Below are 14,421 nucleotides of genomic sequence, written 5' to 3'. Positions count from 1 at the left end.
GAGAGTTGCAAGGATTTTTCATCTAAAATCCCAAATTGGTATGATTTATTTTTCGGAAATCCCTGAGTATAATTCTGATACCAATTGAAAAAGAATCCATAAGCCAGAATTAAAAAGTCACAACTTTCGTAGTCAGGGTCTTAAACCCCTGTAATTTATCCACCAGTCGGACTTCAATACAAGCAAGAGAATTCTGGCGAAAGTTGCTGGAGTGCGATCGCAGCAATTGATGAATCGGTGTTAAGTGCATGACAACAAACTTTTATCAGCCATGCGCTATCAGTTTAGCGGACATCATAAAAAAGCTCATTCCTAAAGAGGTTAGTCATGGGAACTCCTGATTCAGACGCACTGGTATTTTTTGGGGCAACAGGTGACTTGGCCTACAAGAAAATCTTCCCCAGCCTTCAGGCAATGGTACGACGGGGCAATCTTAATGTCCCAGTGATTGGGGTTGCCGGACGGTCTTGGACGACGGAGCAACTTAGAGAAAGGGCACGTGATAGCCTAGAACATCATGGTGGTATAGATCGAGACGCATTTGAGAAACTTTCTGGACTACTCCAATACGTTGCTGGTGACTACAACAAACCAGAAACTTACGAAAAATTACGTCAAGCCCTTGGTGATGCCACTCGTCCTCTATACTATCTGGCAATTCCACCAAGCCTGTTTGCACAAGTAGTCTCAGGATTGGGCGAATCAGGATGTGCTAAAAATGCGCGGGTGGTAATTGAAAAACCATTTGGACGGGATTTGAAATCAGCACGCGAGTTAAATCAAATTCTGGCATCAGTTTTTCCCGAATCAGCTATCTATCGCATCGACCATTACTTGGGCAAAGAACCACTGCTGAATTTACTCTATTTTCGGTTTGCCAACTCTTTTCTCGAACCCATCTGGAATCGCAACTATGTTGAAAGCATCCAGATTGTGATGGCTGAGGACTTTGGCATTCAAGGAAGGGGGCGCTTCTATGAGGAGACTGGTGCAATTCGAGATGTGGTGGAAAACCATATGCTGCAAGTATTGGCTTCAGTATGCATGGATGCTCCCGCCAGTACTGCTGCCGATTCCATTCGGGATGAAAAAGAACGTATTCTCAAAGCTATACCTTCAGTGCAACCCAATGAGATTATTCGCGGTCAATTTTCTGATTACCGCAACGAAGAAGGTGTTTCGCCTGACTCCCAAGTAGAAACTTTTGTTGCCGTGCGGTTATTTATTAATACGTGGCGGTGGTCAGGAGTTCCCATCTACATCCGGGCTGGGAAGAAATTGCCTGTTAAAAGTACTGAGGTGATGGTCAAGTTCAAGTGTCCACCTTTAGATGTGTTCCAGGAGGGAAGACAAGAAAACGCTAATTACGTTCGTTTTTTACTAGATCCAGAGGTAATTGTGGGATTGGGCGCTCGCACTAAAATCCCTGGAGAAGATATGATCGGCTCTGCGGTTGAACTCCTGGCCTTTTATGGAGGTGGCGACGAGATGGAACCCTATGAACGTCTGTTAGCTGATGCTATGCGGGGCGATCCCACCTTGTTTGTACGGGAAGATACTGTAGAAGAGGAATGGCGCATTGTCCAGTCAATTCTCGATAACGTCACACCTGTTTATAAGTATGAGCCAAATACATGGGGGCCACCTGAGTCAGATCAACTGCTCTTGCCACAGGATCAGTGGTATAATCCCTTGTCTAGAGAGTAGTATATATTACTCTTAGTCTAGGCAGCATCAAGGAATTTGGCGAGATGCGATAATTTTAATCATTTAAAAAGTATTTTTTGCGTATTGAGCAAGAGATGGCGTTTATTTATAAATTCTGTATTCAACCTCATCCAGAAGATCGCCACTCTTGTTAATCTGTTGAAACTCCCGAAATACTTTACCCCCAAGACTTTCCGCAATTTTCCGACTGGGGATATTTCTTTTATCAACAGGGTAGGAAAGATAATTGTATTTCAAATTTTTATCCACCCAGTCTTTGAGTGTATTAATTGCCTCTCTACCAAAACCATGACCATGAGCGGATTTCTTGAGCCAAATTCCTAGCTCCGGTGTCTGAGTATCAATAGCGCCAACCTCGCAAATTCCTAAAAACTCTAAACCATCCTTCTTGAGAATTACCAACACTAGGTCAGCGTGATTTTCTCGTTGTAGAATCATCTCTCTAATTATCTTTTCGGTTTCACTGAGACTCTGGGCTGGTTTCGGATACATAAAGGTGGTAATTTCGCTTGTAAATTCTCGAAATACATCTTCTGTATGTTCCAAGGAAATCGTTTGCAAAATCAGTCTTTTAGACTCTAAACTTACTTTTTCTAAATTCTCCATAAAACTGGCGCTGGCAACTACACAATCACTGATATAGAAACCAACCAAGGATACAACCCGGTCGATATCTACAATCTTGAGGGGACATCATCGATACGGGCACTGGCGATGATGCAATCTCTGGCTTTATCAACAACGTACACACTGACATGAATTCATATAATAAAGAAAATCCCAAAAGTTCACGAGATTCCTATTACGTTGATCAGGAATTTTATCATGAATTAATTAAAAGACTTCCAGAGTGGGAAAATGAAGGAAAAGCAGTTAATCAATCAATTGAGTTAGAGTGCAAAGCATTGCTGTTTCTGGAAGCACGGTTACTGGATGATGGTAAATTTGATGATTGGTTGGGGTTATTTACTAACAAATGCCTTTATTGGATTCCTACTATTCCAGGTGGTGGAGACCCTAGAAAAGAAGTATCCATCGCTTTCGATGACCACAGACGCTTAGAAGATAAGGTCTTTTGGTTGCAGTGTGGTTTTGCTTATGCTCAAACACCGCGATCGCGTACTAGCCGAATAATTAGTAATATTGAAATATTTTCGTGTGCAAAGGAAGAAGAAGTCAAAATTCGTTCCAACTTTCTCATTCACGAATTTCGCCAAGGACGGACGCAAACCTTTGCTGGTTGGTACTTACACAGGTTGCACCAGCAGTATGGCAAATGGAAAATAGCTCTCAAGCAGGTGAATTTAATTGATGCGGATCGAGGTCATGAAAACTTGAGTTTCTTACTTTGATTAGAGCGATCGGAAGAATTGCGATGACATACTTGCCCCTCGTAAGCGATCGCTAACTTGTGAGAAATCCGGCAGGTAGGGGCGCAAGACCTTGTGCCCTGACGACTCAAATACATGAAAACTGCTGTAACAAAAAAATGTCTAATTTAGAGACGTATTAGCTTAAAGTTAGCAATATCATACAGGTCTATTTGTCAAATTTCTTTTGAGAAAAGCTAACCATGCTACATGGAAACAGCGAATTCAAACAAGACTATGACTGGGATTATCTAATTCAGCCAGAACGAGTCCACCGTTGTGTTTATACGGATGCGAGAATTTTCCAGGAGGAAATGATTCGGATTTTTGGCGGAACCTGGGTTTACCTTGCTCATGAAAGCGAAATACCCAACCCCAACGATTTTAAGACATCTAATTTAGGGCATCGTCCAATAATTATCCTGCGCGATCGCCAAGATAAAATTCGCGCTTTGTTCAATCGCTGTACCCATAGAGGATCGACAGTTTGCCGTGAAACTCGTGGTTGTGCGAAAACTTTTACCTGTCCTTATCATGGCTGGACTTATAGCAACACAGGCAAACTCACAGGAGTTCCTTGGGCAAAGGGTTACGCTGCTGACTTTCATCGTCCAGAATTTAACCTGGGACAAATTCCTTGGGTAGAAAGCTATCGTGGTTTTATCTTTGGGACTTTGAATTCTGAAGCACCAGATTTAATCACCTATCTCGGACGAGCCAAAGATTTATTGGATCAGTGGATTGACCGTTTTCCCAACGCTCAAATCACCGTACAAAGTAGCGCACATAAAATGATTTATCAAGGTAACTGGAAGTTTACCTACGATAATGCCGCTGATGGTTATCATGTCGCGTTTTCACACCGTTCTCTGCTGGCTGTGGCCAATCGCTTAGAAACCGAAAAAGACATGCAATATTTTGCCCACAATCCTGATGAAGGGCCGATGTATGTGCAGTACCTTGGTCATGGGCACATGTTCATCGATCAGCGCCCCAGTTACGAAAAACGAACTGGTGCTTTCTGGCAACAACAACGACCCCAGCCAGGACGAGAAGCTTATGAAGCAAAGATCCGAGAAAAGTGGGGAGATCGGGCAGATTATTGGTTAGATTTGTCCATTGGTTCGCAGATGAATTTAACTATTTTTCCCAATCTGCTAGTTGTTGGGAATCAAATCGAAGTGATTGAACCGCTAGCTGTCGATCGCACTCAACTGACAATATATGCTACCACCATCGCTGAAGTACCAGATGAAGTGAATGTTTTGCGGATGAGGACTCAGGAAGATTTTCCCAGTTTTGGCATTCCTGACGATATGATCAACTTTGCTGAATGTCAGCGGGGGTTAAGTATTCCAGAAATCGAGTGGGTGGCAATGAATCGCGGGTTTGGCATTAGCGATCGCCATCATGTTGATGTTGATGGTGTCATCACCGGGCCTGTAACAGATGAGTTAGCAATTCGCGGTTATCACCAAGAATGGAAACGCCTCATGAAGGCTGATTTCAAACTAACCGCACAAGCAGTTGAACATGATTAGGCAATCCAAATGAAAAGACCTGGATTTATTGAGCGTCATCACCTGTGGACAGAAATCCAAAAACAAGCATCTGAAAAGATCGAGGCTGTTGTCAAAGAACGGGATTTATTGTTGATTCGTACCGCTTGGTCAGACCAGCATGGGATTGTTCGCAGTAAATCGCTCTTACCCCAGACATTTTTCAGTGCCTTAGAAAACGGTATGCAAATCAGCACAGGGACATTCCTGTTTGATACTGGTGGTGCAATAGTATTTAACCCGTTTGTGCCTGGCGGTAGTTTAGATATGCCTTTGATGACAGGTGCGCCAAATCTTGTGGCTGTTCCTGACCCTGATACCTTCAAAATTCTGCCTTGGGCAAAACGTACTGGCTTTATTCTCTGTGACGAGTACTTTCAAAATGGTCAGGCAATGCCCTTTTCCAGTCGCGGTATTTTGCGTCAATCATTGGTAGAGTTACATCAAAGAGGGTTGGAGCATATTGTCGGCTTAGAAGTTGAGTGGTATCTGGCAAAGTTGTTAGATCCGATGTTAGCGATCGCTAATGTTGGTACTTCTGGAAAACCCGGTGAACCTGCCAAAGTTAGCGCTGTAGAGCATAGCTTCCAATACCTTTTAGAATCCCACAATCCAGAGATTCACGACTTGCTGCGTATTCTGGCAGAAAACTTAGTTGAAATGGGATTGCCTTTAAGGAGTGTAGAAAACGAAGGAGGTGCCGGTCAATTTGAATTTACCTTTGACCCGATTCCGGCATTACAAGCTGCGGATACAATGATGATATTCCGAATGGCGACCAAGCAAATCTGCCGTCAACAAGGTTACATCGCATCATTTATGTGTCGTCCAGGATTGCAAGGTTCTTCTTCCAATGGCTGGCATTTGCACCAATCCCTTGTAGACCGAACCACAGGCGAGAACGCTTTCATGTCTGCAAACTCCAAATCCCTAATGTCAGATTTAGGTAAACATTTCGTTGGTGGTCTTCTGAAACACGCCAATGCTGCTTCTGTGTTCACAACCCCGACAATTAACGGCTACAAAAGATTTCGGCCTTATTCCCTAGCACCTGACCGTGCCGGATGGGGATTGGAAAACCGAGGGGCAATGATTAGATTACAAGGCGGTTATGATGACCCCACCACCCACATTGAAAACCGAGTTGGAGAACCAGCAGCCAATCCTTATCTGTATATGGCATCGCAATTGATTTCTGGATTAGATGGTGTAGATCGTAAACTTGACCCTGGCTCCCCAACAGAGTCACCTTACGCCACAGAAAGTCCGACCTTACCCAAAAATTTGCCAGAGGCGATTTCATATTTGAGCCAAAGCGAACTTTTTTCTCAAAAAATGGGGCAGCAGTTCATCAACTTCATCATAAAGATGAAACAGAGTGAAATCAATCGCTTTTTGCAGTCCGTCGCCGATCAGCTACCAGAAGACTATTTAAAACAGGTGACTAACTGGGAGCAAAGAGAATATTTTGAATTATTTTGAAGTGAATAATTCTTGGAAATGTCGCGCTTTTAAAGATCGCCCTGTACATACTTGCTTAAGAAAAATTATTATATTTTTAACTTTATACAAGCATAATTGCACAAAAGTAAATATTTATAAAGGATGAATTAATACTTGTTTTGGTAAGTCAATACCTTTGCCACTTTTCGAGGGTGAGTTAATGTATAAACTCTTATTTTGGCAAATATATTGGTAAGTATTATGTCATATCATACAGGTACAGTATAAATTTAGATTCACTTGTTATAGGAGGAAGATTGTGTCTGAAAACAAACCAGAAGAGTTGAATTCACAAGCAGTACCATTCTTTGCTCGATTCTTGGAAGGGCAAAGCCTTGAAGACCTTTCTGATGAAGAATCAAAAGCGATTATCGGTGGATGCAATAATGCCACAAACAATAATCATGATGAGGGTGTCCAAACTCTGAAGTTTCCATCCGATCAAGAAGATGCCAATACAGTAACCAACAACCACCCTTCTAATAATGACAAGTACGCTGTTACTCTGAAGTTTCCTTCAGATAGTGAGGACACATAGTCGTCTTGACCTTCATAGCTGCATACTTTTGACTACACCAGAGATGCGGTTTTAAAATTATTAGTCAGTATAAAAATACATTTAGCTTTGCCAACTTGATCTAGGGGTTGGCTTCCTATTAAAATTAAGTTCACTTTTTTAATATTTTGCTTTCTCAGTAGTTGACAATTTAATTCTTGTGGGGTGGGCGTCTCGCCCGCCCTATGGACTGGGCGCTCATGTTGCCCACCCCACAATATTAGATAATTTATTTCTTGGAGTTCCCTAATTGATTACAACTTATCTTTAGCTGGCGTTGCGATACCGCGCTTAACTAGACCCGCTTCAAGTTCCTGAATGAATTTTAAGTCTTCCTCCAATAAAAGCTGGTTTTCACTAGAAGAAAGATTTTTTTCCAGAAAAGCAAATGCTTGCCGGAATTGACGCGGATTTGCTTTAATTAGGGAGTCAAAGTGACAGGGAATAATCTGCTGAAAATCCCAACTTGCAACTGTATCAGCCCAGTTGAGGACTTGTTTTGGTGCTTGAGGAAGAATGAGGATTTGCAAAATCGGTGCGACAAATGGTCGTCCCTGACCTTGTAGAGCGTCGAATGCTTGCTTCCAGGTTTCTTGCCAGCGAAAAGGAAATAAACCAAAGTACGTTTTTAGTGATCGCTGTGGTGCTTTGAGAGCATCATGAAACATCTGTCCGATTGAAGCAACTTCTAAGGCACTTGGACGGAAGTAAAGCGCAAATAGTGAAATGCGCTGCCATCCCTTGCGACGGTTGTCTTCATTGTCCTCGATCGTTTCCCAGGCATTATCTCTGGCATGAAACAGTAAGGGATAAGGATCTAATTGGAGGATTTCTGGTGGGTCAACTGGCACAGAAAGGATAGAATCAGTTACAAGCAGAGTGTGCGATCGCTTGTGAAACACTGCAACTTCTGCAAAAGATCCTCGTCCCAAGTTGATGTCTAATATTGCATAGTCAAACTCCAGAGCGAAGGGAGCAAGGCTTGAGTCCTCTGGGAGTTCTTGAGTTCGTTTTTGGGGAAAGCCTAGCCAACTAAGCGGAAGGTTGAACGGGAAACTCCACTGGTGCGGGGCAACAAAGACTTGTGCTTGAGGAAAGCGACGAGCAAAGGGGCCAACGAAGACTTTATGCTCCAAACCAGAACTGGTTGGCAGTATGATGTACTTAACTTCACCGTGCTTTGCTACCAACTCATTAACCAAGCGGACACACTCAGTTGTTGGAGCAACGGGTGCATAGACCAGAAGTCCTCCGGCAGAGAGCTTGACGATAGTCATGCGAATCGGCACGATGGTGTAGAGAATGCCGTGAAGCTGATCGAATGTCCAGATAGTGTCCTGAACTATTTCTTTACGAAGTGTCCGCCGCTTGCCGTAGGGGTAGAGTGGGACAGCAGCCCAGAATGGCCATGACCAATCCTTGGGGTTGTTCAAAGGAGACATCCCTCGATCTTGTAGTTCAACCCTCGACTGAGATCCAAGTGAATTCATCGTCGTTCCATTGTCCTGGCGTGGGCCAGTTATGAGAGTGCTGTAGTGGCTATAAGATTGATATAGCACGCTTGTCGGGCGAGGGCAACTGGCTAGAATCCCCACACAACACTTGTCGGTAATTAAACTTTTTACCGAAAGTTTACCAGCAAGGGGGCACGGGCGCGAGGGTTCACCAGATGTTGGGTTGCCTACCTAAAATTGCGATCGCGGGCTGAGTTTTTGTCTAGTTTATGGGAGTGTTTGTTGAATCGTGTTTTAGGGAATTATATTTATAAGCAATGTATTTGATAACTAAAAATGTCTGACCATTATAGCTATTCACTAGGCTTCGCAGATGTTCTAGCCGATTTTTCTGAATCGTCATATTTCACAGATGACATTAAACACTATAGTGATTCTAATCAACCAGAAGAAATTATAGAAAAGATTGTAGCGAGGGCTAATCTAAAATACAACATAAAAGCGGAAGATTTTTTTATAGCTATCTATGAATACAAGAGAAGTAAGACATTTATTTCAAAGTTGGAAGAAAGACATTACTGGGTAAAAGATTTTATCAAAATAAATAACAACCGAATAGATTTACCTGATTTTGTGGTTAAAAGTACTTTTGATGGAGCAATAATTGATTATTTAGAAAAATTTTTGGGGGCAAATTTAATAAATAAGATTTTTGAAAGGATTCAAAAGCTAAAAAAAAAAGATTAAACTTATTCAAAAATTGAATCTGCATAAATATAGAAGAAATTTTTAGACATCCATAAATTGATGAGTATGACCGACAACCAGGCTTAACAGGACTAGTATGCAATCCAGCAAAAAACTTGGCGATCGCCGGGCGATTTTGTACGCAATCGTTGACAGATGGTGACAGCGCCCCCGATTGCGGTAACTTCCGACTTCAACTTACAACTTCATTAACTAGTTGGTGGAAGTCGGAAGTAGCTCATCGCCAATGAGCCGACGGTGAGTAACTTGTTAAGATGATGTTGATTCATTTTGAGTCAAAGCAAACCATCACTGATCGCCACTTAGAAGCATGAAGCATCTGTCAGACTACAACTTCTTCGATCCAGAAGTGCTTGTGTGCCCTTATGAATTCTACAAGCTGGCACAGGAGCAAGCACCAATTATGGAGCTACCAAGTCCCACAACGGAAGCAAAACTCTTTCTTATTACTCGCTATGACTTAGCGATCGAAATTCTTAAGGATACAAGAGTATTCTCTAGCAATTTCTCGACTTTACTAGCTGGCAAAGAACAACACGATCAGGAGTTGCAGAAAATTGCTGCTCAAGGTTGGCCTCAGATGAACACGTTACTGACGGCAGATCCACCAGAACACGAGCGATTTCGCTCGCTGGTGAATAAGGCATTCACCTCGTCGCGTATCAACAAAATGCGTGACTTGATTGAGCAGATTGTTGATGAACTCATTGACAGCTTTATCGATCGCGGCAAGTGTGAATTCGTCAGTGAGTTTGCCGTACCCTTACCGCTGAAAGTTATTGCTCAACAGTTAGGTGTGCCGCAAGCAGATTTGCCGAAGTTCAAGCAATGGTCTGATGCTTTTATTGCGCGTTTAGGTAACTTACTTTCTAGAGAGCAGGAAATCGAGTGTGCTAAAGATGTTGTTGCTTTCCAGCATTATTTTCATGATGTCATCGAGTCACGCCAAAAACAGCCTCAAGATGATTTGATTACTGACTTGGTACAGGCAAAAGTGGATGGAGAGCGATCGCTCGACACTGCTGAACTACTGAGTATAATTCAGCAAATATTAGTGGCAGGCAATGAGACTGTCACCAGTGCGATCGCAGGTGGGATGTTGTTGCTGACAAACAACAAAGAGCAGATGAAGTTGGTACAAACAGATATTTCTCTGTTAGAGAACTTTGTTGAAGAAGTTTTACGAATGCAAAGTCCGACAGCAGGAATGTGGCGAGTTGTGACGGAAGATACAAAGCTCCAAGATGTCGATCTCAAAGCTGGGTCTTTAGTGATGCTCCGCTTCGATGCTGCTAACCGCGACTCGCTAAAATTTATTGAGGGTGAGCGTTTCGATGTGCGCCGCCATAATGCCAGCAACCACCTATCTTTCGGTCATGGGATTCATTTTTGTTTGGGCGCTATGCTTGCTCGTAAGGAAATGCAGATCGCATATCAGCGTTTGCTGCTACGGTTGAAGGATATTCGCTTGGCACAAGAAGGATACCAATATTTACCGAACGTACTCATGCGGACACTGAAGCACCTCTATATTGAGTTTGACAAGGCATCATGAACCACCAGTTCGGTAATAAGATAAATACTTCTATAATTTCGATAGGAGGTAAAAACAATGCTACGAACCATTGAAGGAATTTATAAAAACGGCAAAATCGAATTAGCTGAAAAACCACAAGGTATTACTGAAAGCAAAGTCTTTGTTACTTTCTTAGAAACAAAACCCATGACTTGGCCAGAAACTATTATGCAACATCAAGGTGTAGTAGAAAGTATTATTTTTGAGTCCTACCGAGACGAACTACTACCACCTAACGAAATCGAGTTTTAATGATGGGTTATTTACTCGATACCTGCGTAATTAGTGATTTTGTCAAGGGAGAAAAAATACTCTCAAGCTATTAAAGTCTACTACTCCCACAGATATTTTTATTTCCTCCTTAACAGTAATCGAGGTTAAGTATGGATTAGCAATCAATCCTCAACGTGCCTTAAAAATCCAATCATTGATTGAAGCATTGTTAGGTTCGATTACGATTTTACCTTTTAGTGTGGAAGAAGCAGAACAAGCTGCCCAAATTAGAAGTATTTTGAAAACAGCGGGTACTCCTATCGGTTCTTATAGCGTTTCCTAATCACATGAGGTACATCTTAGCCCCCTCCTCGCTTGCGGGGAGGGGGTTGGGGGTGGGGTTCTTGTACCTCACTCAACCGAGAACCGCTATATGATGTATTGATCGCAGCAACAGCACTAACTCACAATCATATTGTTGTAACATCTAATATTCGAGAATTTCAAAGAGTAAACAGCTTGCAAATAGAGAATTGGCGTTCTTATTAAATTACATATCAATGTATTGGAAATGGGGCTTTAGGCTATTAATCGGATTTTTTGGGCTGTGGCTACTGTTGGATCTGGGTTCCCGTCTGGGAGCAGAAATTTTTTGGTTTCGGGAAGTCGGCTATCTCCAAGTATTTTTGTTGAGGCTGCTGACTCGTGGTATTTTGTGGGTAGTCGTGGCTGGAATAACTGCTGCCTATCTACTGTTAAACCTGGCTTTAGCACAACGGCTAAAATATTCCCAATCTCTAAAGATTGAGCAAGTAGAACTCAACAATGAATTAACAAATTTTCTCAGTCCTAATTATCCAAGACGCGACGAAACCCAGATACTTGCGCCACAACGCTTTCAAGCATTAAAATTACGCTGGTTATTACCCTTAACTCTGATATTGAGCTTGTTAATTGGGTTAATGCTGGCTCACTATAGTCAAATTGCTCTTTTTTACTGGCATACTCCAGTCAATCAGGCTATTCTACCCGTTCCCGCCCTATTTCGACCGGAGACAATCTGGCAACTTTTGAGGCAGATTGTCTCTCAAGTCTGGTATCTCGGTTTAATTGGGGGAGTAGCGATCGCCATCTTAATCTATCCCCAATTTTTACTCACTGCGATCGCAATTCTCTCTAGTCCCATTTTTGCCTTCATCATATTCCGACACTGGCCCAAGGTGCTGGAATATTTGCACCCTACCCTTTTCAACAGCACTGAGCCTTTATTTGGTCGAGATATCAGCTTTTACGTATTTTCCTTACCCTTTTGGGAACTGCTAGAACTCTGGCTGATGGGATTATGTTTGTATGGCTTCGTCGCCGTTACTCTCACTTATCTCTTGTCGGGGGATAGTTTGAGTCAGGGAATTTTCCCCGGTTTTTCGCCCCAGCAACAGCGTCATTTATTCGGTATGGGTGGCTTGTTGATGCTGGTAGTGGCTCTGAGTTATGGGCTGAGTCGCTATGAACTCGTGTATTCTAGCCGTGGCGTGAGTTATGGTGCTAGCTATACCGATGTGACAGCCCAGTTGCCAGCTTATACCGTTTTGTGCGTTGTGGCAGTAGCGATCGCCTCGTACCTACTTGGGCGAACGTTTTTCTGGAAACCCAAATCTCAGTATCGTCGCTTGGTATTTTACGGGTTGGGGGTTTATCTAGTACTAGTTGTAGCTGCTGATGTTGTTTTACCTACGGTAGTGCAATATTTAATTGTCCAACCTAATGAGTTGCAACGAGAGCAACCCTACATTCAGCGGACTATTGCCTTAACTCGCCAAGCATTTGATTTAGAAGCGATCGATGTTAGAACCTTTAACCCGCAAGGAACATTGACTGAAGCTGACATCCAAAAGAACGACTCGACAATTCGGAATATTCGCCTTTGGGATCAGCGACCACTGTTAGAAACTAACCGTCAGCTGCAACAAATTCGACCGTATTATCGGTTTCCCGATGCCGATATCGATCGATATACTCTGAAAACAGATGCAACTTCACGCCGACCCTCTGCCCCACAAAAGCTACCAGAACCTAAGCAGGAAGCAGTTGAATCAACAGAACGGCGGCAGGTACTGATTGCCGCACGAGAATTAGACTACACTGGCGTACCACAGGAAGCTCAAACATGGGTTAACCGCCATTTAATTTATACCCACGGTTTTGGGTTTACTGTTAGCCCAGTTAATACAGTTGGGGCGGGTGGTCTACCAGAATATTTTGTCAAAGATATTAGCGGTGATAGTAGCGCTCTGACAACTTCTAGTAAAGCCATTCGTGAAAGTATTCCGATTGGGCAACCCCGAATTTATTACGGTGAAATCGCCAATGCCTATGTAATGACTGGCACAAGAGTTAGAGAGTTAGACTATCCTAGCGGTAGTGACAATGTTTACAACTCTTACGATGGTCTGGGTGGTGTTGAAATCGGTTCAGCATGGCGACGCTGGCTGTTTGCCACGTATTTGAAAGATTGGCAGATGGTGCTGACGCGGGACTTTTTGCCAGAGACAAGGGTGCTACTGCGGCGAAATGTCAAGGAAAGAATTCAAGCGATCGCACCCTTCCTAAAATTTGACAGCGACCCCTATTTAGTTGCTACTAACGCTAATCAAGATTTTCCCAGTAATCCCAGTTATCTTTACTGGATTGTTGATGCTTACACAACAAGCGATCGCTATCCCTACTCAGACACTGGTAGCGATGGTATCAACTACATTCGTAACTCGATCAAGGTAGTGATTGATGCTTACAACGGCAGCGTTAATTTTTATATTGCCGATCCCAACGATCCCATCATTGCCACTTGGTCAAGGATATTTCCCAACACCTTCAAACCACTCAGTACTATGCCAGTGACTCTCCGCAGTCATATCCGGTATCCAGTGGACTTCTTCAAAATTCAATCTGAGCGGTTGATGACCTACCACATGACCGACGCCCAAGTATTTTACAACCGGGAAGACCAGTGGCAGATTCCTAATGAAATCTATGGCAGTGAACCCCGTCCGGTAGAGCCGTATTATTTGATTACTAGTTTACCCACCGTAGATTTTGAAGAATTTCTGCTGTTTTTACCCTATACTCCCAGACAGCGGACTAATTTAATCGCTTGGTTAGCGGCGCGATCGGATGGCAAAAACTACGGTAAGCTGGTGCTATATGTCTTTCCTAAAGAACGCCTGATTTACGGAACAGAGCAAATCGAGGCGCGGATTAACCAAGACCCAGTAATTTCTCAGCAAATTTCCTTGTGGAATCGCCAGGGTTCGAGAGCTATTCAAGGCAATCTACTAGTAATTCCCATTGAGCAATCGCTGCTGTATGTCGAGCCAATCTATCTAGAAGCCACACAGAATAGTCTGCCAACTTTGGTACGGGTAGTAGTTGCTTACGAAAACCGGATTGTCATGGCGCAAACCTTAGAACAAGCATTGCAGGGAATCTTTAAACCAGAAGTTACACCAGCGCCGGCGATTATCCGTCCCTTTGAAGAAGCAGTCCCACCAGGTTAACCCGGATTTCTCACGCATAGTGTAGGCAGAGGGGGAAGGGGAGTGTGGGGAGTGTGGGGAGTGTGGGGGATAAGACTTCGATAAGTTTTATTATAAGTAATCACCCAAGCTTGATATCATGCGATCGCTACGTGATTTTT

Annotated in this window: 13 protein-coding genes; 10 read left to right on the top strand and 3 right to left on the bottom strand. The window is 43.0% G+C overall.

Going from position 1 to position 14,421, the window contains the following annotated elements; genetic code table 11:
- Window positions 1-109: 109 nt before the first annotated feature.
- Entirely contained in the window at window positions 110-250 is a 141-nt protein-coding gene (locus tag V7K61_RS24825; protein ID WP_335057433.1) for a hypothetical protein, read from the bottom strand.
- A 77-nt stretch (window positions 251-327) separates the two neighbouring features.
- On the opposite strand from V7K61_RS24825, the gene zwf reads away from it, so the two are divergent.
- The gene (gene zwf, locus V7K61_RS24820; RefSeq protein WP_335057431.1) at window positions 328-1,707 is read left to right on the top strand and encodes a glucose-6-phosphate dehydrogenase; all 1,380 of its coding nucleotides are present in this window, start codon (window positions 328-330) and stop codon (window positions 1,705-1,707) included.
- Window positions 1,708-1,809: 102 nt separating this feature from the next.
- Here the strand turns inward: zwf and V7K61_RS24815 are convergent, their stop codons facing one another.
- Entirely contained in the window at window positions 1,810-2,382 is a 573-nt protein-coding gene (locus V7K61_RS24815; protein ID WP_335057429.1) for a GNAT family N-acetyltransferase, read from the bottom strand.
- A gap of 101 nt (window positions 2,383-2,483) precedes the next feature.
- Here V7K61_RS24815 and V7K61_RS24810 point away from each other — a divergent pair, with 101 nt between their 5' ends.
- The 4 genes from V7K61_RS24810 (at window position 2,484) to V7K61_RS24795 (ending at window position 6,698) form a co-directional block, all read left to right on the top strand.
- Window positions 2,484-3,080 (top strand): aromatic-ring-hydroxylating dioxygenase subunit beta, encoded by a 597-nt coding sequence (locus V7K61_RS24810; RefSeq protein ID WP_335057427.1) that lies wholly within the window; start codon window positions 2,484-2,486, stop codon window positions 3,078-3,080.
- A 221-nt stretch (window positions 3,081-3,301) separates the two neighbouring features.
- Window positions 3,302-4,639, top strand: coding sequence for an aromatic ring-hydroxylating oxygenase subunit alpha (locus V7K61_RS24805; RefSeq protein ID WP_335057425.1), 1,338 nt, complete (start codon window positions 3,302-3,304; stop codon window positions 4,637-4,639).
- Window positions 4,640-4,648: 9 nt separating this feature from the next.
- A complete protein-coding gene (locus V7K61_RS24800) occupies window positions 4,649-6,139 on the top strand; it encodes a glutamine synthetase family protein (RefSeq protein WP_335057423.1) in 1,491 nt (496 codons plus the stop codon).
- Between the two features lie 280 nt (window positions 6,140-6,419).
- Window positions 6,420-6,698 (top strand): microviridin/marinostatin family tricyclic proteinase inhibitor, encoded by a 279-nt coding sequence (locus tag V7K61_RS24795; RefSeq protein ID WP_335057421.1) that lies wholly within the window; start codon window positions 6,420-6,422, stop codon window positions 6,696-6,698.
- Window positions 6,699-6,970: 272 nt separating this feature from the next.
- On the opposite strand, the gene V7K61_RS24790 is transcribed toward V7K61_RS24795, so the two are convergent.
- Entirely contained in the window at window positions 6,971-8,206 is a 1,236-nt protein-coding gene (locus V7K61_RS24790; protein WP_442936361.1) for a DUF4336 domain-containing protein, read from the bottom strand.
- A 300-nt stretch (window positions 8,207-8,506) separates the two neighbouring features.
- Here V7K61_RS24790 and V7K61_RS24785 point away from each other — a divergent pair, with 300 nt between their 5' ends.
- The 5 genes from V7K61_RS24785 (at window position 8,507) to V7K61_RS24760 (ending at window position 14,281) form a co-directional block, all read left to right on the top strand.
- Window positions 8,507-8,917 (top strand): hypothetical protein, encoded by a 411-nt coding sequence (locus tag V7K61_RS24785; RefSeq protein WP_335057419.1) that lies wholly within the window; start codon window positions 8,507-8,509, stop codon window positions 8,915-8,917.
- Window positions 8,918-9,248: 331 nt separating this feature from the next.
- Window positions 9,249-10,493, top strand: a complete 1,245-nt coding sequence (locus V7K61_RS24780) for a cytochrome P450 (RefSeq protein ID WP_335057417.1) — start codon at window positions 9,249-9,251, stop codon at window positions 10,491-10,493.
- A gap of 57 nt (window positions 10,494-10,550) precedes the next feature.
- A complete protein-coding gene (locus V7K61_RS24775) occupies window positions 10,551-10,766 on the top strand; it encodes a hypothetical protein (RefSeq protein ID WP_289799833.1) in 216 nt (71 codons plus the stop codon).
- Between the two features lie 94 nt (window positions 10,767-10,860).
- Window positions 10,861-11,070 (top strand): hypothetical protein, encoded by a 210-nt coding sequence (locus V7K61_RS24770; protein WP_335057619.1) that lies wholly within the window; start codon window positions 10,861-10,863, stop codon window positions 11,068-11,070.
- A gap of 217 nt (window positions 11,071-11,287) precedes the next feature.
- Window positions 11,288-14,281, top strand: a complete 2,994-nt coding sequence (locus tag V7K61_RS24760; protein ID WP_335057415.1) for a UPF0182 family protein — start codon at window positions 11,288-11,290, stop codon at window positions 14,279-14,281.
- Window positions 14,282-14,421 lie beyond the last annotated feature (140 nt).

The sequence above is a fragment of the Nostoc sp. genome, from assembly GCF_036918015.1.
Taxonomy (GTDB): Bacteria; Cyanobacteriota; Cyanobacteriia; order Cyanobacteriales; family Nostocaceae; genus Nostoc.
This window is presented reverse-complemented; position numbering and strand designations above follow the sequence as displayed.

Bases quoted from the DNA above. Each gene is read 5' to 3' on its own strand.
- V7K61_RS24825 (WP_335057433.1), bottom strand. From the start codon at position 250: ATGCACTTAACACCGATTCATCAATTGCTGCGATCGCACTCCAGCAAC.
- zwf (WP_335057431.1), top strand. From the start codon at position 328: ATGGGAACTCCTGATTCAGACGCACTGGTATTTTTTGGGGCAACAGGT.
- V7K61_RS24810 (WP_335057427.1), top strand. From the start codon at position 2,484: ATGAATTCATATAATAAAGAAAATCCCAAAAGTTCACGAGATTCCTAT.
- V7K61_RS24805 (WP_335057425.1), top strand. From the start codon at position 3,302: ATGCTACATGGAAACAGCGAATTCAAACAAGACTATGACTGGGATTAT.
- V7K61_RS24800 (WP_335057423.1), top strand. From the start codon at position 4,649: ATGAAAAGACCTGGATTTATTGAGCGTCATCACCTGTGGACAGAAATC.
- V7K61_RS24790 (WP_442936361.1), bottom strand. From the start codon at position 8,206: ATGAATTCACTTGGATCTCAGTCGAGGGTTGAACTACAAGATCGAGGG.
- V7K61_RS24785 (WP_335057419.1), top strand. From the start codon at position 8,507: ATGTCTGACCATTATAGCTATTCACTAGGCTTCGCAGATGTTCTAGCC.
- V7K61_RS24780 (WP_335057417.1), top strand. From the start codon at position 9,249: ATGAAGCATCTGTCAGACTACAACTTCTTCGATCCAGAAGTGCTTGTG.
- V7K61_RS24775 (WP_289799833.1), top strand. From the start codon at position 10,551: ATGCTACGAACCATTGAAGGAATTTATAAAAACGGCAAAATCGAATTA.
- V7K61_RS24760 (WP_335057415.1), top strand. From the start codon at position 11,288: ATGTATTGGAAATGGGGCTTTAGGCTATTAATCGGATTTTTTGGGCTG.